22 protein-coding genes and 1 pseudogene are annotated in these 24211 nt (G+C 66.2%); 10 read left to right on the forward strand and 13 right to left on the reverse strand.

All coding sequences use genetic code 11. From position 1 onward, the window contains the following. The first annotated feature begins 103 nt into the window (after window positions 1-103). Window positions 104-754, forward strand: coding sequence for an RNA polymerase sigma factor (locus DXT59_RS20715; RefSeq protein WP_240324599.1), 651 nt, complete (start codon window positions 104-106; stop codon window positions 752-754). Continuing rightward, window positions 741-1667 (forward strand): anti-sigma factor family protein, encoded by a 927-nt coding sequence (locus DXT59_RS20720; RefSeq protein WP_116138750.1) that lies wholly within the window; start codon window positions 741-743, stop codon window positions 1665-1667. Before DXT59_RS20715 ends, DXT59_RS20720 begins: the two co-directional genes overlap by 14 nt. Before the next feature lie 18 nt (window positions 1668-1685). Here DXT59_RS20720 and DXT59_RS20725 read toward each other — a convergent pair whose 3' ends face one another. The 4 genes from DXT59_RS20725 to DXT59_RS20740 form a co-directional block, all read right to left on the reverse strand. Continuing rightward, the gene (locus DXT59_RS20725; RefSeq protein WP_116138751.1) at window positions 1686-4364 is read right to left on the reverse strand and encodes a hybrid sensor histidine kinase/response regulator; all 2679 of its coding nucleotides are present in this window, start codon (window positions 4362-4364) and stop codon (window positions 1686-1688) included. Window positions 4365-4542: 178 nt separating this feature from the next. Beyond that, on the reverse strand, window positions 4543-5121 hold the full coding sequence (locus DXT59_RS20730; RefSeq protein WP_116138752.1) for a PqiC family protein: 579 nt from the start codon (window positions 5119-5121) through the stop codon (window positions 4543-4545). After that, the gene (locus DXT59_RS20735; protein ID WP_240324600.1) at window positions 5118-6428 is read right to left on the reverse strand and encodes an MlaD family protein; all 1311 of its coding nucleotides are present in this window, start codon (window positions 6426-6428) and stop codon (window positions 5118-5120) included. The genes DXT59_RS20730 and DXT59_RS20735 overlap by 4 nt, the downstream gene beginning before the upstream one ends. After that, the gene (locus tag DXT59_RS20740; protein ID WP_116138753.1) at window positions 6425-7630 is read right to left on the reverse strand and encodes a paraquat-inducible protein A; all 1206 of its coding nucleotides are present in this window, start codon (window positions 7628-7630) and stop codon (window positions 6425-6427) included. The genes DXT59_RS20735 and DXT59_RS20740 overlap by 4 nt, the downstream gene beginning before the upstream one ends. Window positions 7631-7947: 317 nt before the next feature. On the opposite strand from DXT59_RS20740, the gene DXT59_RS20745 reads away from it, so the two are divergent. The 4 genes and pseudogenes from DXT59_RS20745 (at window position 7948) to DXT59_RS20760 (ending at window position 10898) form a co-directional block, all read left to right on the forward strand. Beyond that, window positions 7948-8724: a CoA transferase subunit A gene (locus tag DXT59_RS20745; RefSeq protein ID WP_116138754.1), complete on the forward strand. Its 777-nt coding sequence runs from the start codon at window positions 7948-7950 to the stop codon at window positions 8722-8724. Window positions 8725-8749: 25 nt separating this feature from the next. After that, window positions 8750-9412: a CoA-transferase gene (locus DXT59_RS20750; RefSeq protein ID WP_116138755.1), complete on the forward strand. Its 663-nt coding sequence runs from the start codon at window positions 8750-8752 to the stop codon at window positions 9410-9412. Between the two features lie 65 nt (window positions 9413-9477). Beyond that, window positions 9478-10119 (forward strand): annotated as a pseudogene (locus tag DXT59_RS20755) (2-hydroxychromene-2-carboxylate isomerase); the annotation flags it as partial. Window positions 10120-10178: 59 nt separating this feature from the next. Next, window positions 10179-10898, forward strand: coding sequence for a Crp/Fnr family transcriptional regulator (locus DXT59_RS20760; protein ID WP_116138756.1), 720 nt, complete (start codon window positions 10179-10181; stop codon window positions 10896-10898). A 45-nt stretch (window positions 10899-10943) separates the two neighbouring features. Here the strand turns inward: DXT59_RS20760 and DXT59_RS20765 are convergent, their stop codons facing one another. The 3 genes from DXT59_RS20765 to DXT59_RS20775 all read right to left on the reverse strand — a co-directional run bounded on the left by DXT59_RS20765 (window position 10944) and on the right by DXT59_RS20775 (window position 13997). Further along, complete coding sequence (locus DXT59_RS20765) at window positions 10944-12092, reverse strand: DUF1501 domain-containing protein (protein WP_116138757.1); 1149 nt, start codon at window positions 12090-12092, stop codon at window positions 10944-10946. Between the two features lie 4 nt (window positions 12093-12096). Continuing rightward, the gene (locus tag DXT59_RS20770; RefSeq protein WP_116138758.1) at window positions 12097-13491 is read right to left on the reverse strand and encodes a DUF1800 domain-containing protein; all 1395 of its coding nucleotides are present in this window, start codon (window positions 13489-13491) and stop codon (window positions 12097-12099) included. 128 nt (window positions 13492-13619) lie between these two features. Further along, on the reverse strand, window positions 13620-13997 hold the full coding sequence (locus tag DXT59_RS20775) for a YbjQ family protein (RefSeq protein WP_116138759.1): 378 nt from the start codon (window positions 13995-13997) through the stop codon (window positions 13620-13622). A gap of 214 nt (window positions 13998-14211) precedes the next feature. Between DXT59_RS20775 and DXT59_RS20780 the strand changes: the two genes are divergently transcribed. Further along, window positions 14212-14697: an aminoacyl-tRNA deacylase gene (locus tag DXT59_RS20780; RefSeq protein WP_116138760.1), complete on the forward strand. Its 486-nt coding sequence runs from the start codon at window positions 14212-14214 to the stop codon at window positions 14695-14697. Here DXT59_RS20780 and DXT59_RS20785 read toward each other — a convergent pair. Genes DXT59_RS20785 through DXT59_RS20795 form a run of 3 tightly spaced genes read right to left on the reverse strand, consistent with a single transcriptional unit; the run spans window position 14694 to window position 16323 of the window. Beyond that, complete coding sequence (locus tag DXT59_RS20785) at window positions 14694-15197, reverse strand: periplasmic heavy metal sensor (RefSeq protein ID WP_116138761.1); 504 nt, start codon at window positions 15195-15197, stop codon at window positions 14694-14696. The two genes, DXT59_RS20780 and DXT59_RS20785, sit on opposite strands and share 4 nt — an antisense overlap. Further along, complete coding sequence (locus DXT59_RS20790; protein WP_116138860.1) at window positions 15194-15643, reverse strand: hypothetical protein; 450 nt, start codon at window positions 15641-15643, stop codon at window positions 15194-15196. The genes DXT59_RS20785 and DXT59_RS20790 overlap by 4 nt, the downstream gene beginning before the upstream one ends. A 29-nt stretch (window positions 15644-15672) precedes the next feature. Further along, entirely contained in the window at window positions 15673-16323 is a 651-nt protein-coding gene (locus DXT59_RS20795) for an RNA polymerase sigma factor (protein WP_338065185.1), read from the reverse strand. 406 nt (window positions 16324-16729) lie between these two features. On the opposite strand from DXT59_RS20795, the gene DXT59_RS20805 reads away from it, so the two are divergent. Both DXT59_RS20805 and DXT59_RS20810 read left to right on the forward strand, forming a co-directional pair. After that, entirely contained in the window at window positions 16730-16945 is a 216-nt protein-coding gene (locus DXT59_RS20805) for a DUF3311 domain-containing protein (RefSeq protein WP_116138763.1), read from the forward strand. Beyond that, window positions 16942-18417 (forward strand): sodium:solute symporter family protein, encoded by a 1476-nt coding sequence (locus DXT59_RS20810; RefSeq protein WP_116138764.1) that lies wholly within the window; start codon window positions 16942-16944, stop codon window positions 18415-18417. The genes DXT59_RS20805 and DXT59_RS20810 overlap by 4 nt, the downstream gene beginning before the upstream one ends. 9 nt (window positions 18418-18426) lie before the next feature. Here the strand turns inward: DXT59_RS20810 and DXT59_RS20815 are convergent, their stop codons facing one another. Then, window positions 18427-19503 carry a glycosyltransferase family 4 protein gene (locus DXT59_RS20815; RefSeq protein WP_116138765.1) on the reverse strand — a complete coding sequence of 359 codons (1077 nt, stop codon included), beginning with the start codon at window positions 19501-19503 and terminating at the stop codon, window positions 18427-18429. A 273-nt stretch (window positions 19504-19776) separates the two neighbouring features. Here DXT59_RS20815 and DXT59_RS20820 point away from each other — a divergent pair, with 273 nt between their 5' ends. Next, window positions 19777-20559, forward strand: a complete 783-nt coding sequence (locus tag DXT59_RS20820) for a sulfite exporter TauE/SafE family protein (RefSeq protein WP_116138862.1) — start codon at window positions 19777-19779, stop codon at window positions 20557-20559. Window positions 20560-20611: 52 nt separating this feature from the next. Here DXT59_RS20820 and DXT59_RS20825 read toward each other — a convergent pair whose 3' ends face one another. Next, window positions 20612-22342 (reverse strand): S10 family peptidase, encoded by a 1731-nt coding sequence (locus DXT59_RS20825; protein ID WP_240324614.1) that lies wholly within the window; start codon window positions 22340-22342, stop codon window positions 20612-20614. 577 nt (window positions 22343-22919) lie between these two features. Beyond that, window positions 22920-24188, reverse strand: a complete 1269-nt coding sequence (locus DXT59_RS20830) for an oligosaccharide flippase family protein (RefSeq protein WP_420823408.1) — start codon at window positions 24186-24188, stop codon at window positions 22920-22922. Window positions 24189-24211 lie beyond the last annotated feature (23 nt).

A 24211-nucleotide genomic window follows, 5' to 3' on the forward strand; every position in this document is an offset into this window, starting at 1 on the left:
GGCGATGATGTCCGTCGGCACCGCAAACGAGGCAACGCTGGCGCGCGGGAATACCCACGACGCATCTTCGGTATCGCAGCGGTCAACCAAGGAGGCGCCCCCGGTGGCCGAGACAGACAAACGAGCGGGACGCACACCCGCGCCATGCCGCGCCCCGGACGAACGCGCCGAGGCGGAACTCAGCCGCCGTTTTCAGCAACTGGCCCTGCCGCATCTCGATGCGGCGTACAACCTCGCGCGTTGGTTGAGCGGCAACGCGGGCGATGCCGACGATATCGTGCAAGAGGCGTTCGTGCGCGCCTTCCGTTTCTTCGGCTCGTTCCGCGGCGATAACGCGCGGCCTTGGCTGCTCTCGATCGTGCGCCGCACCTGGTACACCGAATGGCGGCGGCGCGCCAACAGCCTCGAGCTCGCGCCGCTCGACGACGACCTCGACGAAACGAGCCTTTTCGACGAAACCTCGTCGGCGTTTGCCGATCCGCAGACGTTGATGTTGCAGGGCGAGCATACGCGGCTCGTACACGCGGCGTTGGAACAATTGCCCGTCGAGTTTCGCGAAGTGCTGATCCTGCGCGAGTTGGAAGAGATGAGCTACCGCGATATCGCGCTCGTCGCCGATTTGCCGATCGGCACCGTGATGTCGCGCCTCGCGCGTGGCCGGCACAAGCTGGCCGCCTTGCTCGCGCCGCTGCGCGGCGATAGCCGCCGCGCCACGAATACGACCACCAAGGAGAGCCCTGATGGACTGCAATGAAGCCCGCCCGCTCCTCGGTGCCGCACACGACCGCGAACTGTCGGCGGCCGAGGCGCTACGTGTCGAAACGCATGTAGCCCAATGCGCCGAGTGCCGGCGCGAAACGCAGATGCTACGGGCCGTAAGCGACGCGACACGCGCCGCCGATTACTTTCGCGCGCCCGACGCGCTGCGAGCGCGCATTCTCGCGGCGCTGCCCGCCACCACCCCCGCGGCGCAGGAGCGAAGCACAGACGAAGCATGGCAAGGACAGGCCGGAGCACAGGCCGTCGAACCGCCCGCCCGGTCCCGCGGCCGCGGCCTATGGGATTGGGCGCGCGATGCATGGCGCACCCCGCGCGGCACGCCGGTAAAGGCTGGAGGACGAGGCCCCGCCTCGGCGCTCGCATGGCCGGCCGGGATCGCCGTCGCCGCGGTCGCGCTTGCCGTAAGCGTCGCGCTCGTCGCACCCCGGCCTCGAAGCGCAAGCGCAACGTTCGTCGACGAACTCGTCGCCAGTCACGTCCGCGCGCAACTGTCGGGGCACGATATCGATGTGGTTTCGTCCGACCAGCATACCGTCAAGCCGTGGTTCAACGGTCGCATCGACTATGCGCCTCCCGTCGAGGATCTCGCCGCCGAGGGTTTCGCGCTGACCGGAGGCCGCTTGGATTACATCGGCCACCATCGCGTCGCGGTGCTCGTTTATCGCTATCGCAAGCACATCATCGATGTGTATGTGATGCCGCAAACCGCAGCCGGGGCGCGAGAAGCGCCGGCCGGGCTGGCAAGCGACGGCTACGCGCTCGCGAACTGGCAAGATCAAGGCATGCTGTGGTGGGCCGTGAGCGACGCCGAACCCGCCGTACTCATGCGCTTGCGCCAAGCGCTGACGGCGCGCTTGAGCCGGCCGGCGCAGCCCAATGCCGGATGAGGGCGCGGCCGGCCCTCGTCACGCCGCGCTCGTATCGATGCGCGGCGTGACACCATCGATGAGACTGAGCAGCCGCCCCGGATCGAGCGGTTTGACGAAGTGATGATGAAAACCGGCGGCGCGGCTGCGCTGGCGGTCGGCGTCTTGCCCATACCCGGTCAACGCGACGAACAGACACGACCGGCTTGCCTGCTCGGCCCGCAACCGACGCACGAGTTCATAACCGTCCATCCCCGGCAAGCCGATATCGATGACGGCGATCTCGGGCTCGAACCGCGGCACGAGGCGCAACGCGCTGGCCGGATCGAAGACGGCCTCGACCCGATGTCCGCACTCGCGCAACAGCTCCGCGAGCGCCTGCACGCCGTCGACGTTGTCGTCGACGAGCAGCACGCGCCGCCCCGCGATGCCAGGCTCCTCGACCCGGTGGCGCCCCGGGTCCAAGGCGGTGCCGGCCGCATGGCCTCGGCTGACGGGTTCCGGACCTCCCCTCTCGCCGGCGGCGCTTGGCCCGTCGTCACCTGCCGCCGCCCGGCGCCCGCCCGGCACGCGAATGACGAACGTACTTCCGCGCCCCGGCCCGTCGCTCGCCGCGCTGACACCGCCACCGTGCATTTCCACGAGGTTCTTCACGAGCGCCAAGCCGATTCCCAAGCCGCCTTCGGCACGATCGAGGTTACGCTTGCCCTGAAAGAACAAGTCGAAAACGCGCGGCAACACCTCGGGTGCGAGGCCCACGCCGTTGTCGCGGATGCTGACGGCGATCATCCCGCTGCGCTCGCGCTTGGCTTGAACGTCGATCCGGCCGCCCGGCGGCGTATAACGGGCAGCGTTCGTCAGCAAATTCGAGACGACTTGGGCGAGCCGCGTCGCATCGGCGTTCCACACGAGATCCGGATCGACGTCGATCGTCAGCCGATGCCCGCGCCGCTCGATCAGAAAGCTCGCCATTTCGACGGCGTTCGTGAGGACGTCGGCCACGCGCACCGTTTGCTTTTTAAGGTCGATCTTGCCGCGCGTGATACGCGAGATGTCGAGCAAGTCGTCGACGAGCCGCACGAGATGATCGACTTGGCGCGCGATGATGTTCTGCTCGCGCAACGTGCCGCCTTCGGAGCGCATGCGCATCAGCCGCAAGGCGGTGACGATCGGCGACAGCGGATTGCGCAATTCGTGGCCCAGCATCGCCAAGAATTCGTCCTTGGCGCGGCTCGCCTCGCGCAACTCCGCGAGGAGCCGTTCGCGCTCGGCATGCGATTTTTCGAAACGGGCGCGCGTACGGACTTGCTCGGTCACCTCGACGGCGACCGCGATGACGCCGTCCACGGTCGTGCCGTCCAAGCGCAACGGTTCGAGGTGGAACGTGAAGTACCGCGGCTCGAAAGCGCCGTCGGGGCGCGTCATATCGATACGGAAGTCTTCCCGCACCATTTGCTCGCCGCGCTCGAAGGCCGCGTGCAACAGAGCGCCGATCTCCCCGCCGTGCTGGCTCTCGGGAAACACCTCGGCGTAACGCCGGCCGGTCAATTCGGCATAGCCCGCCAACTCGCGAAACCGCCGGTTCGCAAGTTCGAATACGTGCGTCGGCCCGCTCAAGAGCGCGGCGGCGACGGGCGCGTTCATGAACAAGCCGTCGCGCTGGCGCTCGGCCGCCTGCCGCTTCATGCGGTCGGTCGCATCGCGCGTAAAGCCGCGCGTATAAAGCAGTTTGCCGTTCTCGAACATCGCGTTCGCATGCAGCAGCACATGTTTGATACTGCCGTCGCGGCAACGCAACCGAACGAGTTCATCGCGAATCGTCTCGCCGGCAGCCAGTTTCTCGAGAATGGACTCGATCACGGCGCGCTCCACGTAGAACTCGGAGATCGGATGCCCGACGTACTCGTCGTACGCATAGCCGAGCAGATCGAGTTCCGCCGAATTGGCCCAGACGATGGTCCCGTCGCCCGCGATCCGATGCAACCCTTCGGCGGCGTTTTCGACGAAGTCGGCCAGCTCGCGCTCGCGCCGCACGAGCGCCGCCTCCGCCTGCGCGCGCCGTTCGATCTCGCGCTCGAGCGCCATTGCTTTTTGCCGCCATACCGCAACTAGCCGGTGCGCTTGCGTCTCGTCGGTCCGGCTCAATAACTCGCTGGGCAAAACATGGGTATGCGCCGAGCATACGTGTTCGAATAAGGCGCTTTGCTCCGCGCTCGCAAAGAGGGTTTGCGAATAGGCGCAAAACAGCGTGAACGTGTACCGGCTTGCGAGTTCGTTCCACAACGCCTCGAGCCGCAGCGCCGCCTCGTATTCGCCGCGCTCGCAGAGCACCCCGACCATTTCGCCGAATGCGTGCACCGGGCCGCCGCCCGTGGCCGCGGCGGCGGCCACCACCGCGCCGACCGTCGAGACGAACCGCTGCTCGTCGGGCCAGCCGTCGACCATGAAGCGCGACAGCGTAAGCTCGGCATCGAGCGTGACGAGCCGGCTCGAATGCTGCGCCTGCGCCTCGCCGGGGCAACCGAATCCGCGCAACCGCGAGCCCAGGGCCGCCAAATGCGCTCGGGTGGCGATCAAGATCGCGTGCCCGCCTAGGCGCAGCGCGCGATCGGCGAACTCGGTCACTTCGTCGATCAGCGGGGATCCCGCCTCGTAGAAGCGAACGAAGTGGCCCTCGGCATGGCCGCATGAATAGGGAGAGTGTCCGGCTACAGCCATAAATGCAATTCCTCGCGGCGCCTGCGCCGCGCGTTCGGGGAACGAACTTCAGCTCCGGTAAGAGCGAAGGCATCTCGTCCGATGATAGGCCGCGCCGGCGGCCTTCACGATCGGGCGCAGCAAGCTTCGGACCCAAGGAAGCGTGCGCCGGCATCCTTGCCGGTCGAGGCCGGCCGGCTTACCTTCGGTCGGCAAGCGTCGCCGCGATCCGATCCGCCAACCGTCCGAGCACACGGCTCAGCGCACCGGCGATCTCGGGGGACGCCGCGGACGGCATCGGCTCGCTCAGCGACACCTCCTGCGTCATCACGGCCGCCCCGGTTTCGCCAGCGGTCAAGGTCCAACTGCCCTCGAAGGTCAGACGGCCGTCCGCGTCCGCGCGCACGTCCAGGACAGTCACCACGATCCCGCGCGCGCCGGCCGGCGCCGGCGCATCGGGCAATACGAAGGCGCCCGCGGGCAGGCGAGTCAGCAAATCCTGGGCGAGCGTGCGCCGCATCATGGGCGCGAGGGGTGCCCCCCAATGGTCGTTCTCGCGCACCGCAAGCTCGTAGCGCGCGTCCTGCGCGACGATTTCGGGCCGGTCGAGCAAGGCCGGCACGCGAACGGCGCCCAATTGAACCGGAGCCATCGCGGAGGCGGCGACCGGTGCCTCCGGCGCCACCGCGTCCAACGAAAAATACCGGGTGGGCGGACTGCTGCCGCATGCCGCGAGCGCGGCGGCGCATACGAGCGCGATCGTCGTTTTCGGCGTCATTGTCCTTTCCCTCCTTTACCGCGCACGAGCGCCTCGGGATGCCGGTCGAGATACTCGGCCAACGCGCGGACGGAGCGCGCCATATCGGTCAGTTCGCGCAGTGCCTCGGGCAAATCGTTCTGACGCATCGGATCGCCGCCGATCGTCCGGTTCGCCGCCGCGACCGCGCTGTCGGCCTCGCGCGCGGTCTGCCGCAACTGCGCCACGAGCGGTCCGATCTGCGGCGACACCTCGCCCAGCGTACGATCGATCTGCGCGACCGAACGATCGAGGTGATCCAAGCTGTCGGCAATTTGCGGCGAGGACGATAACCTGCGGATCCGCCCGGTGATATGGCGGATGTCGTCGCCGGCTTGTTCGATCGGCAGCGCATCGATCTTGGTCATCACGTGATCGGCCTTCGACACGATGTCATCCGTCTTCGCCAAAATCGCGTCGATCTCGCCGGACGGCGCGCTCGGGACCTGTGTGTCGCTGCCCTCGCGAGTCAGCGTCGCACTCGGGGCGCCCGGCACGAAGTCCAGCGCGACGACGCGCGAACCCACGAGCGGCGGATCTTGCGTCAGCCGCGCGCGCAGCCCCGCCGCGATCAGGCGCCGCAGCATGTCGTCGACGACCGGTCGCCAATTGCCGTCGGCCGGCTTCACGCCGTCGGGCAAGCCGAGCCGGGCTGGATCGAGCGCGATCTCGACGGGCGTATCGAGCGTACCCGTGCGCGGGTCGTAATGCAGCGCGACGTGCTCGACCTGGCCGACTCGGAATCCGCGCAACCGCACCGCCGCGCCTTCGTCGAGCTGGCCCACCGCGCCGGCGAAGCGCACGACGTATTTCACAGCAGAGGGTCCGGGGGTATCGCGTCGATCGGCGCCTTGGAACCGCTGTGCCGGCGCGCCCGGCCCAGGCTCCATGACGATCTCGGGCCCGCCGATCATCGCCTTGGCCGAAGACGGATCGCTGAAATCGAACTGCGCGCCCTGGACCCAAAACCGCGTGCCCGAACGCAGATAGGGCTGCGCACTGCGGCGAATCTCAGCCGTGACGTCGACATGGCGGCCATCGGTATCGAGTTCGACATCGCGCACTTCTCCGACTTTCACGCCGTGCAGCGACACCTCGGTATCGTCCGCCTTCATGCCGTACGCGCTGTCGAACACGATGGTGACGCTTTCGCCGCCGCGCACGAGCGCGCGAATCCCGAGCCAACTCGCCACGCCGATCGCCGCGATCGGGACGGCCCAAATCCAGCCGGGCCAGCGGCTGCGCCTCAGATCGGCGGCCTCGGTGCGCGTCTCCACGGGTTCGGTCACGTGCGCCTCGCTTGCGCCGCATCCCACATCAGGCGTGGATCGAATGCGCGCGACGCGGCCATCGTCAGTATCACGACGAAAGCGAAAGCCGTCGCGCCGTCGGCCGGGCGCGCATCGGCCAACCCGTCGAAACGAATCAGCGGCACGAACGCCGCGATCGTGAAAACATCGACGTTGGACCAGCGTCCCAACTCGTCGATGAGCCGGTATAAGAACGTCTTCGTACGCAGATGACGGTCCGACCGGCACAGCACCGATGCGACGAACCACGCCATGCCCGCCAGCTTCATGAACGGAATGGCGATGCTCGTGCCGAAGATCAGGATCCCGAGCGGCCAGAGCCCGGCTTCGAACAGCTCGGAGACGCCGTCGATGATCCGGTGCGAGACATCGTGACCGAGCTGATGCGAGACGGTCATCGGATAGAGGTTGGCGGGGAACGCGAGCACGAATGCGGCCACGCTGAGCGCCGTGGCTCGGGCGAGCGCATCGGGTTTGCGCTTGCGCAAGATGAGCGCGCACCGCGGACAAGGCCGCCCCGCATGGGCCACCGGCGCCACGAGATCGCACGCCGAGCACGAGAGCACGCGCTCGCCGGGTGCGACGCGCCGCTCCGGTTCAATCGCGCGCCAAACCGTGCGCCGATCGAGCGTCGCGCGCGTCAGCATCGACATGAGCGCCGCCCCGACGAAGCAGTAACCGCCCGCGTCGATCGAGCCGGTGAGCTCCTGCGTCACGCGCGTATAGCCCACGAAACAGCCGATCAAGTAGACGTCGGGCATGGCCCAGGCGTCGAGCCACAAAGCCCAGCGATAACACCGCCCGAGCCATGCCGGCCGCCAACCGCAAAGAACGGCCGCCAACACGGCCGATAACGCCGAAAAACGGACCAGCGGCAAGACGATGCCTGTCAAGCCCAGCACGATGGCCAGCAACTCGAAATGCTGCCGCCACATGACGACGATGCCCGAGCCGAGTTGGGCCGAACGCTCGGCGCCGAGCATATGCACGGTCATCAGCGGAGAAAGGTTGCCGGGCAGCAGCAGGACGAACGTCGCCAACGAGCAGGCCAGCGCCGCGGCAACCGAGCGCCCGCTTGCGCGCTCGAGCGGATAGTGACAAACGCGGCAGCGAGCCAGCGTGCGCCCGGCCAAGGCCGAGGTATCGGCGAGCGCGCCGCATTCCGGGCAGCCGATGGTCATGCCGCGTTGCGCGCCAACCCATACCGCGCCCAGAAAACCAACCGATTCAGACGACCCGTCATATTGCCGCTCCACCTCGTAAGACACGTTGCCCGAAAAAAGGGACGAAGGACAAATGCGGAGCAAGCACGCAGCGTTCCCGCCCGATCGAGGCAACTGTCATCCAAAAGACAACTTGCTGGGCCGCGCCCGCCTACACTGCGCCGCAGCGGTTCGGCAAGCTCATTGGCCGGCGGCGGCATGCAAACGGCGGCCGGTGGGCAGTCCAGGCATTGCAAGCCGCGAGTACATACGAGAAGGCAAAGACGGAGACAGCCATGCGATACCCGAACAAAGTCAAATCGATCGAGGAGGCGCTCGCGCCGCTGCGCTCGGGCATGCGCCTCATGCTCGGCGAATTCGTCGGTGCCGGCGAAGCGGCCTGCTGCATCGAGGCGCTGCTCGAAAGCGGCATCCGCGACATCACGCTCATCGCCAACACGCCCGGGCTGCGCGGCGGGTTTTTGAAGGCACGGTTATTCGCATCGGGGCAATTGGCGGAGTTCATCGGCACCCATGTCGGAACGACCGACGAATCAACCTCGGCCTACTTGGCCGACACCGTGCGCGTCGCCGAATTTTTCCCGATGGGAACATGGGCGGAAAAAGTCCGCGCCGGTGCGATGGGGCTCGGCGGCGTACTGATTCCCGTGGGCATCGGCATTCTCGATCAACCCGGCATCTTCCCGGCACGCGGCGCCCCCAAGGAAAAGCTCGAACTCGACGGCCGCGCGTTCTTCGTCGAACGCCCGCTCACAGCCGACGTCTCGATCATCAAAGGGTGGCGCGCCGATACGTTCGGAAACGTCGAGTTTCGCGGCACATCGCTGCAAAACCAGCGCGATATCGCCATGGCCGGCCGCTATACGGTCGTCGAGGTCAATGAAATCGTCGAGGTGGGAACGATCGCGCCGGAGCGCGTCGGCTGCCCCGGCGTATTCGTCGACGCCGTCGTGCAAGGCTTGACTCTCGACGCACAGCACGCGCTATACAAAGCCCAATGGGCCAAGCTCGGGCGGCTGCCGCGAGAAGCACGCACGGCCGAACCGGCTTGACGATCAACGCCTCTGAGAGAAACCCATGCTAAGCCCCGCTTCCCTCGCCTCCCCGAAACATCGGATCGCCGCGCGCTGCGCCAAGGAGTTGCACCCCGGCGAAGTCGTCAATCTCGGCCTCGGCATTCCAACGCTGACCGCGCATTATCTCGATGCCGACGCCGGCGTGATTCTGCATACCGAAAACGGCGCGTTCGGCTTCGCGGGAGCGCTCGCACCGGCCGACGTCGATAGCGACATGACCAACGCCGGCACGGAGCCGATCGTGCTCCCGCCGGGCGCCGCGCTGATGGATTTGGCGACTTCGCTCGGGGCGATGCGCAACGGCTATCTCGACGTGACGATCCTCGGTGCCTTGCAAGTCGATGCGCTCGGCAACCTCGCCAATTGGGCCTGCGAGCGCGACGGTAAATGGTGGCCCGGGATTGGCGGCGCGATGGACCTATGCCATGGCACGCCGAAGGTCATCGCGGCGCTCGCGCATACGGACAAACACGGCCGCTCCAAAATCTTGCCTCGCTGCACGCTGCCGCTGACGGGACGCGGCTGCGTCAAGGTGATCGTGACCGAACACGCGGTATTCGACGTCACCGACACCGGACTCGTGCTGCGCGAAATCATTTCGCATGCGACACTCGACGATGTGCGCGCCATGACCGGCGCGCCGTTCGCCGTCTCCCCGGCGTGACGCACATTGGCGGCTTGATTGCCGCCGATCGGGCCGTCTATCACCGATTCTTGAGGAAATCGTCGATGTCCATCCAAGCCGCCGGGCGCAGCGCCGAATGGTTTTTCGATTTCGTTTCGCCGTTCGCGTATCTGCAACTCGAACAGTTCGATAGGCTACCCGCCTCGCTCCAGATCGAACCGACGCCCATTGTGCTCGGTGCGCTGCTCGCTCACTGGGGGCACAAGGGCCCTGCCGAAATCGCGGCCAAGCGCGTGTTCACCTACCGGCATGCGCTCTATCGCGCGCAGCGGCTCGGCATCGACTACCGGATGCCGCCCGCCCATCCGTTCAATCCGATCAAGGCTCTGCGGCTCGCGATCGCGATGGGCGGCTCGCTCGACGTCATCCGCCGGATTTTCCGGCACATCTGGCGCGACGGACAGGACGCGGCCACGCCCGAGGGCTTCGCGTCCCTATGCGAGGCGATGCGTTTCCCGGAAGGCGTCCAGGCCGTCGAGGAGCCGTCCGTGAAGGAGGCGCTCAAGCGCAACACCGATCGGGCGATTTCGCTGCAAGTGTTCGGCGTGCCGACCTTCGCGCTCGACGGTGAGTTGTTCTGGGGCGAGGACGCCACCGAACTCTTCATCGAGTGCGCCGGATCGCGTGCGTGGCTCGATTCGCCGGAGGTGCGGCGCGTGAGCCAACTGCCCGTCGGCGTGCGGCGGGCCGCGCCGGCTGCCGCCCCCGACACGGCCAATCATGCCGACTCACCCGCCGCGAGCCGATGACGACTCGCCTCGGCGATAGTGTCACCGGCGAAGGCCGCCCAGGCATCGGCCGCGCCCGGCTCGCGCACATCGCGGCTTGGTCGATCGATCTGCCCGACGAGGAAGCCGAGCGGGCCTGCGCGGGGATCGTCGAAAGAACCTTCGCGCGCGGCGCCTGCATCTGTCCGAAGAATACGGTGCTCGAGAGTTGGACCGGCGTGATTACCGGCCTCGTCAAAGTCGGCACCGTGTCGCGCGAGGGGCGCAGCGTGATGTTTACGGGCGTGCCGGCGGGCGGCTGGTTCGGCGAGGGCACCGTCCTCAAAAACGAGCCGCGGCGCTACGAGATCGTCGCGCTGCGCAACACGCGCATGGCATTCATGGACCGCGCGACCTTCATGTGGCTCGTCGAGCACAGCGTCGTGTTCAACCGCTTCCTCGTGCGCCAATTGAACGAGCGCCTCGGCCATTTCATGGCCCTGCTCGAATACGATCGCATGCTCGAGCCAACGCCGCGCCTAGCCCGCTGCATCGCCTCGCTGTTCAACCCCGTCCTCTACCCGGGCGGCGGCGATCACTTGGAGATCACGCAGGAAGAGCTCGGTCTGCTCTCCGGCATCACGCGCCAAGTCGCGAACCAATCGTTGAAGGCGCTCCAGCGCGACGGCGTCGTGCGATTGGAGTACGGCGGCATTACCGTCGTCGATTTGGAGCGGCTTCGCAATTACGGCGCCTAACCCCCTCGTGCGGCACCGTTGAAAACCAAGCGGCGCGACGCGCGTTCAGACGCTAACCAGCCCGGTCACGGGTTTGGCCGACTTCGTCTGCGGGAACAATGCCGCGGCCGTGCGATGGGGATCGAGTCCGAACGTCTCGCTCGCCGCGCCGGCAATGACGTCGTCCAGCGAGAGCGTGGGACGCAGGTCGCGGCCTTGATAAAGATCGGCCGGGCGCAATCCCGGCCAATCGGCTAACACGCGGCCGCCGCGCACGGCGCCGCCCGCCAGCATCGCCGCGGTCCCGGTGCCGTGGTCGGTGCCGCCGGTGCCGTTCACGGCGGCCGTTCGGCCGAATTCAGTGGCGACGATCACCGTCGTCTTGTCCCATACGGGTCCGAGGCCGTCGCACAAGGCGCCGAGCATCGCATCGAGCGCCTTCAATTGCGTTTTCAAGCGCGGCTCCTGCCCCGTGTGCGTATCCCAGCCCAGCGTTTCGATCATCGCGATGCGAGGACCGTCCGGCCGCGCAAGAAAGCTCGCCGCGACTTTGCCGATGCCGGCGGCATCGCCGCGCGCCCGTTCGCCGCCCGCCATGTCGCGGGCCGCCATCGCCGATTGCCAGAGCGGGCCCAGTTGAGCATCGCGCTCGTAGAGCGCCGCGACGCGCATGAGCAAGTCCTCCGACGCGCTGGGCAATGCCGACGGCGCGTACGACGCCACCTCGAGCCGGCCGCGCAGCGCGAGCGGCACGGTCGGCGCGAACGCGATCGCCTGCGCGCGGCTCGGCCCGACCAGCGCGACGAGCCGATTCAGCCACCCGTCGCGTACGCTATAGGGCGCGTTGCCTCCCGTCTCCAAGACGTTTTGACCGTCGAAATGCGAGCGGTCGCGATACGGCGTGGCCACGGCATGCACGAACATCGCTTGCCCTTGCGCGTAGAACCGCGCCATGCGCTGCAGCGACGGATGCAGCGCAAAGGTCCCGTCGAGCCGCGTCGCGCTCGACGGATCGACGGCGATCGGGCCTCGCAACGCCGCATAGGCCGGCTCGGCATACGGCACGACGATGTGCAAGCCGTCGGCCGCGCCGCGCTGAATGATGAAAACGAAGCGGCGCTCCGACTCCACGCTCGCGAGTACCATCCGCGGCGCGACGAGCAGCGCGCCGGCACCGGCCGCCGCGGCGCTCAGGAATTGACGACGTGACATCATCGCTTTATCTCCGTTGGAAATCGGGTGACACGAGCAGCAGCGCCAGCGCCGTTTGGGCGCTTTCGGCGCGCGAGATCGCGAGCGCGGTGGCGGGGTCGAGCGAGTCCACGGTCAGTTTCGGCGCGAGCGTGCGCGCATCGACGCGATCGCCGACGCGCGCCGCGATTCGCTGCGCGAGTTCGACGCGACGCATGAGTGCGTCGGGCGCCGCCCAGCTCGCGGCGATATCGTCATAGCCGGCCGGCGAGCCGGGGCGCCAAACCGGTTGACCGAGTTGGGTCAGAAGCGGCGCGGCCTTCACACCGCCGAGATCGCTCGCGCCGAGGCCGCGCAACGCGGAGAGCGTCCAATCCCATGGGGTCTTGAACTTGACCGGCGTACTCGTCCACGGCTCGGGCGAAGCGATGAGCGCTCGGTAGACCGTGGGTAGATCGCCCCCACTCGAGGCGAACGCCTGGGCCAAGCGGGCCGCCAGCGCCGGGCTCGGATCGTCGCCCGCGAAATGGCGGGCGAGCTTCGCGGCGATGTGATGCGCCGTCGCGGGCGCCGCCGCCAAATCGCGCAGAACCGCCTGCGCTTGAGCCTCGCCCGCTTGCGCATAAGTGCGGCCCATGATGGTGCGCTCGCCGGGCTCGTGCAGCGGTTCGCGAAAAACGAAGCTGCCCGGCGTGCCGCCCATGCCCTTGGCGCCGACGACGCTCCAACCGGTCAACGCGCGTGCGAACTCGGTGACGTCGCTCTGCGTATAGCCCGTGCGTACGCCAAGCGTATGCAGCTCCATGATTTCGCGGGCGAGATTTTCGTTCAGCCCGCGTTTGGTCCCGCGTTCCCCCGCTTTGGCATCGGCGCGCATGGCCGCGCGGCTGTCGGGTCCGACCGAGCCGACTTGGTCGAGGAACACCTGCATCGCCGAGTGCCGCTCGACGGCGAACAGCATGTCCTCGAAGCGGCCCAGCACATGAGGCCTAATGGCTTCGGCTTCGAACGCACCCGCTAGCGCGGCGACTTGCGGCTTCTCCGTCGAAATCGCAAAGTGGTTACTCCAAAAGTGGACGAGCCGCTCGACGAAGGGCGTATCGGTCGTCAGTGCGCTTTGCACGCGGGCGTCGACGGCATTGCGATACGCATCGCGCACCTCGTCGCGCAACATGTTGCGAGCCGCGAGTTTGGCGTCTTGATCAGCGCCGCTTGCCGCTTGCTGCCGTGCCGCGCCCAGTTCCCGCGCGACGGACGAGGAGTCCGGCAGTTGCGCCAAAACGGGCGGCCTCGGATCGTATCGATCGAATTGCGCGAGCAGCCACGCCTTCGCGTCGGCCGGCGGCGGCTCGTCGGCGCGCGCGCCGAGGCCGAAGCGGTTCAGCGCGATGGCCGCCTCGCTCAAGTGCGGTGAATCGGTCATATTCCCCTCGTGGGTATCGATTGGCATCGGTACGCTGATTAAACGGAGCGTGGCGTCGTCGCCCGTCGCATCGAGGGAAATTTTTTGCGAAACCGCGGCAACGGGGCACGCCCGCTGCCGGCAGCCGTTCAGACCGCGGCCGACGGCCTGACCTGCACGGCCGTGCCGTAGCAGAGCACCTCGGTCACGCCGGCCGCGATTTCGGTGGCGTCGTAATGCACGGCGATCACCGCATTGGCCCCGAGGTCGGCCGCGTGCTCGACCATATGCTCGTAGGCATCGGCACGCGCGCGTTCGCACAGCGACGTATAGAGCGTGATGTTCCCCCCGAACAGCGTTTGCAACGAGGCGCCCACGGCGCCGATGACGGAGCGAGAGCGTACGACGATGCCGCGCACGACGCCGAGCGAACGCTCGATCCGGCAACCGGGCAACTCGAGCGCCGTCGTGACGTACTCGCGCCCGATGCGTTGCGACCGGTGCAACGATGAAAGCGATTCGTTCATGTTTTTGTTCTCCTTGTTCCGCCTTGTTCCGCCTTGTTCCGATTGTCGGCGATGGTCCCCGCCGGCGGCTTATCCCGCGCTTGCGCCGCCGTGCCGACGACAGATTGGGCAGCCGCGCGCAAACGGCCTATTCTATGAGAACGCCGCCCTCCCCTCGTGCCTTGCACCCGCCGAGCGCGGTTCGATCGCTCTTTTCCTCCGACGGAGGTCCGTCATGTCGATGTCTGCCACCCTCGAGGCATGCCTGCAAAACAAGGGCTGCCGCTATGAAATTCTGCATCACCCCTACAGCCACTCCAGTATCGAAACGGCCTCGGCCGCGCACGTGCCGGGCGAGCGCCTAGCCAAGACGGTGTTATTGGAAGACGAGCAAGGCTATGTCGCCGCGGTGCTGCCGTCGACGCATGCCGTGCGGCTATCCGAAATCTGGGAGATGACGGGACGCCATCTGACGCTCGCTAGCGAAACCGACATGCGCGAGCTGTTCAAGGACTGCGAGCCCGGTGCCGTGCCGCCCGTGTGTACCGAGTATGGAATGATCACTTATCTCGATGAGACGCTCGCGCAGCAGCCCGAGGTGTATTTCGAGGCGGGCGATCACGAGGAATTGGTCCATATGCAGACCGACGAATTCCTCGCTTTGATGGATCGCGCCGAACGCGCCCGCTTCGCCCATCGGATGCAGGGCATTTCGATCTAATGCGCCGGCGGTGCCGAGCCGGCTTCGTCCGGTTTTTTCTCGGCGGCCGGCTTAGGCTGGCGCCACTGGCCGCGCAGCGTCAAACCTTGCGCGAAGGTGACGCGCTCGGCCGGTGTCAGCGTGGCGACGAAATCGGCGACGGCCGCCTCGATATGCTCGCGCAGCGCGCTATCGGCATGGCGCGTCGTCGCGAGCGCATCGTCTAGCGCGGCGCGATCGAATTGCGGCGCCGCGACGAGCCGCAGCACTTCGCGCCGCCCCTCTCGCGCCTGCTGCCCGATCGCGCGGGCGTCGCGCCGCGCCTGCTTCAACGCATCGAGAAACTGCCGCTGGCGCTCGGGCGAAAGCTCCTGCGCCGCGTAGCGCAACGCCTGCGGCGCGGCCCGCTCGGCGCGTTGCGTCGCGAACCACCGGTAGGCGCCGCCGGTGATCGCGCCGACGAGAAATACGTTCAGCACCAGCGAGCCGACGAAAAGAGCCTTGATCGCGCGTGTCGTCATTCGATGCCCCCCTCCGCGCCCGACGCGTCGAAGCCGAACGACGTCGAGAGATACGCGCTCTCATGCGCGGGATTCGGCGGCTCGGCGCCGACCATCAAGAGCGACATTGCAACGGCGCCCGCGACGAGCCCCGCGACCCCGGCGCCCGCGAGCGCGGCCCCCGGCAGCCAGCGCCGCGCGGGCCGCGATTCGAACCGCCATCCGAACGGCCATGGGTCCCGTCGATTGGCCGACGCGACGATGCGGCGCCGCAGCGAGCGGCTGACCGGCAGGGGCGCATCCGCGTCCAGCGCTGCATCGAGCGCGGCGGCTGCGGCCAGGCGTGGCCGCGCGTCGGCCGGATGCGTTTGCGCGAATGCACATGCCGCGTCCCTTTCGTCGTCGGGCCAGCGGCGCGGGTCGGCGCCGTAGGCCTCGACGATCTGCTCGAATCGCTTAAGCGTCATCGTCGTCATCGATCGATCCTTGCAAGTCGTCATTGTTTACGTGGGGCGGTCGTCCGTCGGGCAGCGCTCGTCTCGGAGCGAGCGCCGCGCGCCGCTTCCTCTTGCGCGAGTTGGGTACGCATGCCGCGCCGGGCACGCACGAGCAAGCTCTCCAGCGCATCGACGCTCAAGCCCATGAGGCTCGCCGCTTGCGCATTCGAGAGTTCCTGGTAATAGGTCAGCACGAGCGCCTCGCGCTGGCGCGGCGGCAAGGCCGCAAGCGCGGCGCGCACGCGCTCGCCGTCCTGACGCGCCTCGAGCGCCGCCTCCGGCTCGCCCGCCGCGGGCAGCGCCTGATAGGGCTGCGAGTCCGCGGGCGACGCAGCCGAAGAAACAGCCGCCGATTCGTCCACGGTTTCGCGCCGCGTGCGCAACCGGTCGTAGCACAAATTCAGCGCTACCCGGTGCAACCACGTGTCGAAGCGCGCTTCGCCCACGCGCCAATGCGGCGCCTGTTTCCAAACGCGTACGAACGTTTCCTGCGCCACATCCTGCGCCTCCATGCGATCGCCCAGCATGCGGGCGGCAAGCGCCAGCACGCGCGGCAACTTGCGCGCGACCAATTGGCGCACCGCCGACGCGTCGTCGCGCCCCACGCGCGCGATCAGCTCCGCATCGGGATCGGCGTCGTGCCCGCTCAACGCAAGCCTTCGTCGTCGGACACGATGCGGCACCGCCGCAAAATCCACATGCCCTTGCTCGTCACCGCTCGCCCCTCGTCGTCATCGCTCTGGTCCACGCTTCGTTTCCGGCGCTTGGGCGCCGCTTCGAGTCTTAAACGGGCACCGCCGCAAAAACCCGTCGCTCCTGTTGCGCACGCGCCGGCACTTGCGTTGCGCACACTACCGCGGCATTCCATCTATTCATCGCACATTTTTTTGAAATTGTTTACGGCGCGCGCGGAAACGGCATAGAGTCGGATTCGCTAGACCGTCGTCCCTCCACCGCCTTAGCGTGAAGAATGCCTCCGACCGGGCGCCGGCCAGGTCCCGAAGGGGTAAGGCAAACGCGGGGCGGCCCGGCGTTTCCTCGCAAGGAGTGTTTTTCATGGTTCTTCGGTTACTCGCCGTGCTGCCGTTCGCCGGCATCTTGCTCGGCGTTCCGTTCGTCAATCGCGTCGAGCCGCTCGTTCTCGGCATGCCGCTCGTCCTCGCTTGGATCGTGTTTTGGGTTGTCATGAGCGCCGTCATCATGGCCGTCGTCTATCAACTCGATCCGGCCAACCGCGGCGGCGTCCAAGGCAACGAGGAGGCTCGGTCATGAGCAGCGCGCTTCTCATCATCGCCGCCGTCACGCTCGTCGCGCTGGGACTCGGGGTGCGCGCCCGCCGCGGCCACGATATGAACCTCGAACAGTGGTCCGTGGGCGGACGCAGCTTCGGCACCGCATTCGTCTTCCTGCTGATGGCCGGCGAAATCTACACGACCTTCACGTTCCTCGGCGGCAGCGGCTTTGCCTACGGCAAGGGCGCGCCCGCCTATTACATCCTCTCGTACGCGACCCTCGCCTATATCCTCTCGTATTGGCTGCTGCCGCCGATTTGGCGCTACGCGAAAACGCATCGCCTCGTCTCGCAACCGCACTTTCTCGCGAGCAAATACGCGAGTCCCTCGCTCGGCGTATTGGTGGCCATCGTCGATGTCGTCGCGCTCGTGCCCTACCTCGTGCTGCAGTTCAAGGGGCTCGGCATCATCGTGACGACGGCCTCGTACGGTGCGATCTCGCCCAGCGCCGCGATTTGGATCGGCGCGGTCGTCGTCACGCTCTATGTGACGGTTTCGGGCGTGCGCGGCTCGGCGTGGAATTCGGTGGTGAAGGATTTGATGATTCTCGCGATCGTCATCTTTCTGGGCCTCTATCTGCCGCTGCATTACTACGGCGGCTTCTCGCCGATGTTCCATGCCATCGACACGGCCAAGCCCGGCTTCCTGACCTTCCCCGAGAAGGGCTCGAGCGTCGTCTGGTTCCAGTCGACGGTGTTGCTGACCGCGCTGGGCTTTTTCATGTGGCCGCACACGTTCGGCTCGATCTATACCGCACGCGACGAACGTATTTTCAGGCGCAATGCGGCTGTCTTGCCGCTCTATCAGCTTATCCTGCTGTTCGTCTTTTTCGTCGGCTTCGCCGCTACGTTGAAAGTGCCCGGCCTGAAAGGCAGCGACATCGACTTGTCGCTGTTCCATCTCTCGCTGCAGGCGTTCGACCCGTGGTTCGTCGGCGTGATCGGCGCCGCGGGCGTATTGACCGCGCTCGTACCGGGCTCGATGATTCTCAATGCGGCCGCCACGCTGCTTGCGAACGACGTCTATCGCGGCGCGATCGATCGGCAAGCGACGGACGCGACCGTCACCAAGTTCGCGCGGGTCCTGGTACCGGTCATCGCGCTCGTGGCGGTATTTTTCACGCTGCGCGGCGGCGAGACGATCGTGGCGCTGCTGTTGATGGGCTATAGCTTCGTCACGCAGTTGTTCCCGGCCGTGCTGACGAGTTTGGCCACGCGCAATTGGGTAACCAAGCAAGGCGCGTTCGCCGGCATTGTGGCGGGGGTGGCCGTCGTCGCTTATACGACGTTGACGCACGCGAGCATCGGGCAATGGTTCCCGTTCCTGCCCGACAAACTCAAGGACGTGAACATCGGGCTTGCCGCGCTCGCGCTCAACGTCGTGGTGCTGATCGTGGTCAGCGCCATCACGCAACCTCGCGCCGCCGGTCATTCGCAGGCCCGCACGCTCTAAGGCGGCGATTCACGCCAGCACGCGCTGCGCGATGTCGAGGTATCGCGCAGCCGTGTCCTCCAGCGTCAGCCCGTCGAGCGGGCGAACCGAGCGCGGCATCTCGAGTGCTTCGATCAGGGCGCGGCCAAAGACAAAAGGGTCGACCGCATCGACCAGACGCACGCCCGCATAGCGGCCCGCGAACGCGAAAGCCTCGATCGCGCTCGCGACGATCGGCACGCCCGAAGCCAGTCCCTCCAGAAAGCCGATGCTGTGCGCCTCGAAATGCGATGGCATCGCGAAGACATCGGCTTGCGCGAGCAATTCCGGCACGTCGGTGCGCGGGCCGTCGATCACGACATATGCACCGATCCCGAGGCGATCGACCAGCGCGACGACACGCGCGTGATAGGCGCGATCCTCGATGCCGCCACACAAATGCAAGCGCAGCGGTAGGTTGGGCCTTTGCGCGAGCGCTTGCGCAAAGGCGCGCACCGTTTCCATCTGCCCTTTCTCCGGCATGTACCGGCCGATCTGCACGATACGCTGAACACCCCCCTCCACGTTCGCGCCGCGCCCGCTCACGCAATCGCGGAACTTGCCGGCATCGACCCCGTTCGGCACCACGAACGATGCGCCGTGCAAGCCGATCGTCGCCGCGTACTGATCGACGTTGCGCTGCGAGACGCCGATCACGGCACGAGCGCGGCGCGACAACAGATACTCCACGTAGCGCAGCCAGCGGTTCTCGGTGAAATCGTTCATGCCCGAGTGCATCACGAAGACGATGGGGACGGAAAGCGGCAACGCGCGGGCGTACAGCGCGGGGATCGTCGTATGCGCGAACAGGATGTCGGGCGCGAAAGAACGGACCGTTCGGTATAAAAATGCAAGCCGAGCCAGACGCTCATAGCGCCGCGGCGCGAAGCGGCACTCCACGCGGTGCGCCGCAAGCTCGCACGCCGCGTCCGCGAAATCATCCTCGGCCGGCAACAGCGAGGCGATGCCGACCGCGTGTCCGCCGCGCCGATGCGCGATCGCCAGCCCCTTGACGAGCACTTCCGCGCCCGACAAGCGCGGCGCGAGGACCAATTGAAGAATGCGCATAGCGATGGCGGACCGCGCGAGCCGACGTGCGCGGTGCCGCGATGGAGAAGATGACAAGCGCACGGTATCGCGCGCAGCCATCCGCTCGTCGCCATCTTCTAGTCGCCATCGGCCGCCACCCGTCCCGTTCGAGCGCACCGGCCGATCCGCATAAGATTATCGCCAAATGTTCTAACGATATCGCCGATGGTTCTATCGAAGCTTGCGCCCCACGCATACAATCAGGCTCTTGTCCTCCGCGGCCGTAGCGCCGCTTTCGATCGCATGGCGCTCATGTCCCACATCAACCTCATGTATTCCGCTTCCGGCCTCGGCGTCGGTTTTCTGGTCGGGTTGACAGGTGTGGGGGGCGGTTCGCTGATGACGCCTTTGCTCGTGCTGCTGTTCGGCGTGCATCCGACGACCGCGGTTGGGACCGACCTGCTATACGCCGCCGTCACGAAAGCGGCGGGCACGCTCGTGCATGGGATGAAAGGCTCGATCGATTGGCGTGTGACGGGGCGCCTCGCCTGCGGCAGCGTGCCGGCCGCCGCCGTCACACTGTGGCTGCTGCAGCGCTACGGCATGCATTCGCAAGCGACGACCTCGGTGATCCAGCATGTATTGGGCGTGGCGCTGCTGATCACGTCGATCTCGCTCGTATTCCGTCCCAAACTCGCCGCGCTGGCCACGCGCATGCCGCGTCAAGGGGGCCCCGGGCACACGATCGTCCTCACGATTGCAACGGGCGCCGTGCTCGGCGCGCTCGTATCGCTAACGTCGGTCGGCGCCGGCGCCATCGGCGTGACGGTCTTGTTGCTGCTTTACCCGGCCTTGGCCATCCCACGCATCGTCGGTTCCGATATCGCCCATGCCGTGCCGCTCACGCTCGTGGCCGGAATGGGTCACTGGCTGCTCGGCTCCGTCGACGTGGCGATGCTGCTGTCACTGCTGATCGGTTCGCTGCCGGGCATCGTGCTCGGCAGCCATCTCTCGGCGCGTGCACCCGAAGCCGTGCTGCGCAACCTGCTCGCGGCCGTGCTCGTGCTCGTCGGCGCGCGCCTAGTCTGGGCGTAGCGCACGGCGCGAAAACCGGTAACACCGGCCCTCCCGCCGCGCGGGGGCGCCTTTACTTCGCCGAGGCGGGCGGATGCTGACGGTTCAGGACGCGCATGATGGCTGGACGATTGGCCATGACCGTGTCGTAGAACTTGGCCAAATCACCCTTCATCGCCGTGCGCGAGCCGTTGTCGAGATAGATCATGTGTCCCGACGGATAGCGGCGCGTCAGGATGTTCGACTGCAGCGACGGATCGATCGGCATGCTCGCAAGCGTCAGCGCCGTTTGGAAGAACGGCGTCACCGCATCGAAATAGCCGTTGGCCGAGAACACCTTTAGATCTGGGTTCAGCGTCATCGTCGCGGCCAGATCGCCGGCCGTATAGAGCGTATTGCCGCCGCCCTTGGCCGCGCCCGTCGGATCCACGTGGCTGAAGTCCCAGCCGTTGAACACCTGATCGTTCAGATCGACGAACGACGAGGTGGATGTGTACTTCAAACCGTTGCGCAGATAGTCGTTCCATTCCACCGTGTAGACGCCGGCGACGTTCGTGATCGACGGATCGTTGCTGCCCGCGTTGGGCAGGATGAACGGGCCGATACCCGTATTGATCGACGTGGCGCGGCCATCGTATTGACCGATGGCGATACCGGGAACGAGCGTGCCGAAGAAGTTGCCGAAACCGGCTGGATTGCCGTACTCCTGAATCAGCGCGATCGGATCGACGCCCAGATACTGGGACATCTGCTGCGCCACGGGCAACGTCATATTCAACCGCGTATTGACGAATCCGCCGTCGGCCGGATTCGGCGCTTGCTCGAGCGGGATCAACGTATTCGTCGCGTACTTCATGACCTGGTCCATGTAGGTGGTCAGATCCGTGGGCGGCGGCGAAATGCTGTCCTTTTTGTAGTAGAACGCGTCGGCCGCCAAAGTCGGGAACAGCCCGACGGCGCTCACCGCATTGGAGTAGTCGAGAATCGACGATTGCAGCGTGATCCCGTTCAGTTCGATGCCGTCCTCGTGCAGCACCCACGACACCACGGCGCTACGGGCCGTCCCATACGATTCGCCGAACAAGAACTTCGGTGAATTCCACCGGTTATACAGCGTCAAATAGCGCTGAATGAAACGGTCGATGGAGTGGGCATCCTGATCGACGCCCCAGAAATCCTTGTTCTTGAACGGGGCGATGGCCGCCGAATAACCGGTGCCGACAGGATTGATGAAGACGAGATCCGAGCGATCGAGCAAGCTATCTGGATTGTCGAGCAGTTTGTACGGCGCGGGCGGCGTGAAGTTCGGGAACGACGACTGAATCCGCTTCGGCCCGAACGAGCCCAGCAACAAATACACCGAAGACGAGCCCGGGCCGCCGTTATAGAAGAACGTTACGGGCCGCGGCTTCGTCGGATCGGGGTTGTCGGCCGTATAGGCCACGTAGAACATCTTGGCATTGGGCTGCGACGTGGAGGCATCGATCGTCGTCAAGTGGCCCGCGCGCGCGGTATAGGCGATTGCCTTGCCGCCGATCGTCACCGTATGGTGCGACACGGCCACGCCCTCGGTCGCATCGGCAACGGAATCGTTCGGACCGGTGCCGTAGACATCCGTGTCCGTCAATGCTTGATCGGCCGGCGGCGTAGCCGCGCTCGGACTCGACGCCGCGCCGGCGGCAGGCGTCGCCGCCGAATTGGCCGCGGCGCCGCCGCCAGCGGGAGAGGAATCGCCGCCGCCGCAACCGGCCAGCAAAATCGCCGCGAGGGCGGCGGCCGCAATGGGAGCCCACTTGCCGGGCATGACGCCGTTAGACGCCGCGTCGCTTCTCGACAACCCAAGTTTGTTCATGATGATGACCACCTCTCTGAGAACCACGTCGGATACCACCGCGTGAGACGCGTGTTCCGATTGTTTTCCGCATCGACTTCGTGCGCGGCCTGTGCAGTCCCATTCGATATCGTCGCCACGATCCGATGCGCGCTCGAATCCGTCTTAATCGACGGGCCATTAAGCATTAGTATTGAAAGCGAATATTTTAGGCAATACGCCGCCCCGAAGCTTCGGCGCTCCGTATTAAACCCAATATCATTTCTTAACGTGACGTATTCCGGATCCACTCAAGTCGAATTCTCATCCACGCCCCTCCAAACGCGGACAAGCACAGTCGACGGCAATATTTCGCCGATTCAAAATCACTAAGAAAATGAAAAATAATTCATCACCTTACAGCACGAAAGACTAATCGCCTTGAATTTGAATATACCGATCCTTCATTCTTTATTGATATCGGCGTTTAAAGCATTGGTATCCATACGAATCGTCGTAGCTCGCGATCGGCGAATGCGCGAAAGCATGGCGACAGCGTCCGGGCAGCAGCTCAGCGAGACGAAAAGGTCCGATAGAGCATCCAAAGGCCGGCCGTGGCGAGCCCGGCCGTCATCCCCCACGCGATGCCCGCGGCGCCCCACCGATGCACGGCCCAGGGCACGATGGCAATCAGGACGACGACCTGCATCGCCGATGCTTGCGCGACCGCGCGAGCGTCGCCGCGTGCGCGCAGGTAAGCCACGAGCACGGCAATGAGCGCGCCGAGCGCCATGTTGACGACGAAGATGCGAAACAGCGGTACGGCAGGCAGCCACTGGGGACCGAGCACCCACGCGAACAACGGCATGGCAAGCAGGCGTAGTGCGACGACGACGAGTGCGACCGTGCATGTGCCCAGCACGAGCCAACGTTTCACGAGCCGCGCGGCCTCGTTCGCATCGGTCCGATAACGCGCGGCGAAGGTGGGAAAAAGGTACTGCGCGAGCGCGATCGCCGCGTCGGCGAGCAGCAACTGTGCAAGGCGCGAGGACATTTGATAGGCACCGAGTTGCGCCGGCCCGAGCATCCTTCCGACGACGACCTTGTCGAATTGATTGAGCACGAGGTTGACGACGCTGCCCGCCCAAATCCAACGCGAAAAATCGATGTAATCGCCGATCCCCGACCAGCGCGGCGAAAGCAGTGGACGCGGGGCGAAGACGAGCCAACTCAGCGCGCTCTTCAAGCTTTCGCCGAGCAGCATTCCGGCCAACACCGAGTAAGCGCCCGCCCCCGAGAGCGCAAAGGCGAGGCCCGCGCAGCAATCGAGCAGCGCCGCGCCGATCTCGATCGCCGCGATATGGGCAAACCGGCGCTCGCGCTGCGCGACGTAGTAGCTTGGCGACGCCAGCGCACGCGCGAGCGGCAACGCCGCCGCCATTTGAACCAACAGCGCCCCTCCCAAGTGAAACTGAGCCGCCATGAACGGCGCCGCGATCAGGAGAACCAGCGCGACACATACGCCGCGTGCAACGAGCGCCGTCAGTACCGCGCCGAGTTCGCCGCGCGCCGGTGCCTGCGGGCGCTGCACGACGGCTTGCGCGAGCCCTGTGTCCGACAGCGACTCGGCGATCGCGACCGCAAGCAGCGCGACGCTGACGCTGCCGATCGCGCCGGGCCCGAGGATGCGCCCGATCGCGAGGAACTTGAGCGCGACGAGACCGCGGACTGCGCACTGCTGGGCCAGCACCCAGGTGGCCGCCCCCGGCGCCAGGCTCGCGCGCAGCGATCTTGAGACGCTCGGCGTCGAATCGGCCGATCTCGCCCGAGTGCCGCGCAGTGTGTTCACGTTCGATGCGCTCC

Origin of the sequence: Trinickia diaoshuihuensis (genome assembly GCF_003390925.1) — a bacterium.
GTDB lineage: Bacteria > Pseudomonadota > Gammaproteobacteria > Burkholderiales > Burkholderiaceae > Trinickia > Trinickia diaoshuihuensis.

Coding starts and splice junctions, on each gene's coding strand:
- DXT59_RS20745 (WP_116138754.1), top strand. CDS start 7,948: ATGCGATACCCGAACAAAGTCAAATCGATCGAGGAGGCGCTCGCGCCG.
- DXT59_RS20820 (WP_116138862.1), top strand. CDS start 19,777: ATGTCCCACATCAACCTCATGTATTCCGCTTCCGGCCTCGGCGTCGGT.
- DXT59_RS20780 (WP_116138760.1), top strand. CDS start 14,212: ATGTCGATGTCTGCCACCCTCGAGGCATGCCTGCAAAACAAGGGCTGC.
- DXT59_RS20790 (WP_116138860.1), bottom strand. CDS start 15,643: ATGACGCTTAAGCGATTCGAGCAGATCGTCGAGGCCTACGGCGCCGAC.
- DXT59_RS20720 (WP_116138750.1), top strand. CDS start 741: ATGGACTGCAATGAAGCCCGCCCGCTCCTCGGTGCCGCACACGACCGC.
- DXT59_RS20825 (WP_240324614.1), bottom strand. CDS start 22,342: ATGCCCGGCAAGTGGGCTCCCATTGCGGCCGCCGCCCTCGCGGCGATT.
- DXT59_RS20810 (WP_116138764.1), top strand. CDS start 16,942: ATGAGCAGCGCGCTTCTCATCATCGCCGCCGTCACGCTCGTCGCGCTG.
- DXT59_RS20770 (WP_116138758.1), bottom strand. CDS start 13,491: ATGACCGATTCACCGCACTTGAGCGAGGCGGCCATCGCGCTGAACCGC.
- DXT59_RS20775 (WP_116138759.1), bottom strand. CDS start 13,997: ATGAACGAATCGCTTTCATCGTTGCACCGGTCGCAACGCATCGGGCGC.
- DXT59_RS20805 (WP_116138763.1), top strand. CDS start 16,730: ATGGTTCTTCGGTTACTCGCCGTGCTGCCGTTCGCCGGCATCTTGCTC.
- DXT59_RS20765 (WP_116138757.1), bottom strand. CDS start 12,092: ATGATGTCACGTCGTCAATTCCTGAGCGCCGCGGCGGCCGGTGCCGGC.
- DXT59_RS20750 (WP_116138755.1), top strand. CDS start 8,750: ATGCTAAGCCCCGCTTCCCTCGCCTCCCCGAAACATCGGATCGCCGCG.
- DXT59_RS20815 (WP_116138765.1), bottom strand. CDS start 19,503: ATGCGCATTCTTCAATTGGTCCTCGCGCCGCGCTTGTCGGGCGCGGAA.
- DXT59_RS20785 (WP_116138761.1), bottom strand. CDS start 15,197: ATGACGACACGCGCGATCAAGGCTCTTTTCGTCGGCTCGCTGGTGCTG.
- DXT59_RS20725 (WP_116138751.1), bottom strand. CDS start 4,364: ATGGCTGTAGCCGGACACTCTCCCTATTCATGCGGCCATGCCGAGGGC.
- DXT59_RS20740 (WP_116138753.1), bottom strand. CDS start 7,630: ATGACCATCGGCTGCCCGGAATGCGGCGCGCTCGCCGATACCTCGGCC.
- DXT59_RS20730 (WP_116138752.1), bottom strand. CDS start 5,121: ATGACGCCGAAAACGACGATCGCGCTCGTATGCGCCGCCGCGCTCGCG.
- DXT59_RS20760 (WP_116138756.1), top strand. CDS start 10,179: ATGACGACTCGCCTCGGCGATAGTGTCACCGGCGAAGGCCGCCCAGGC.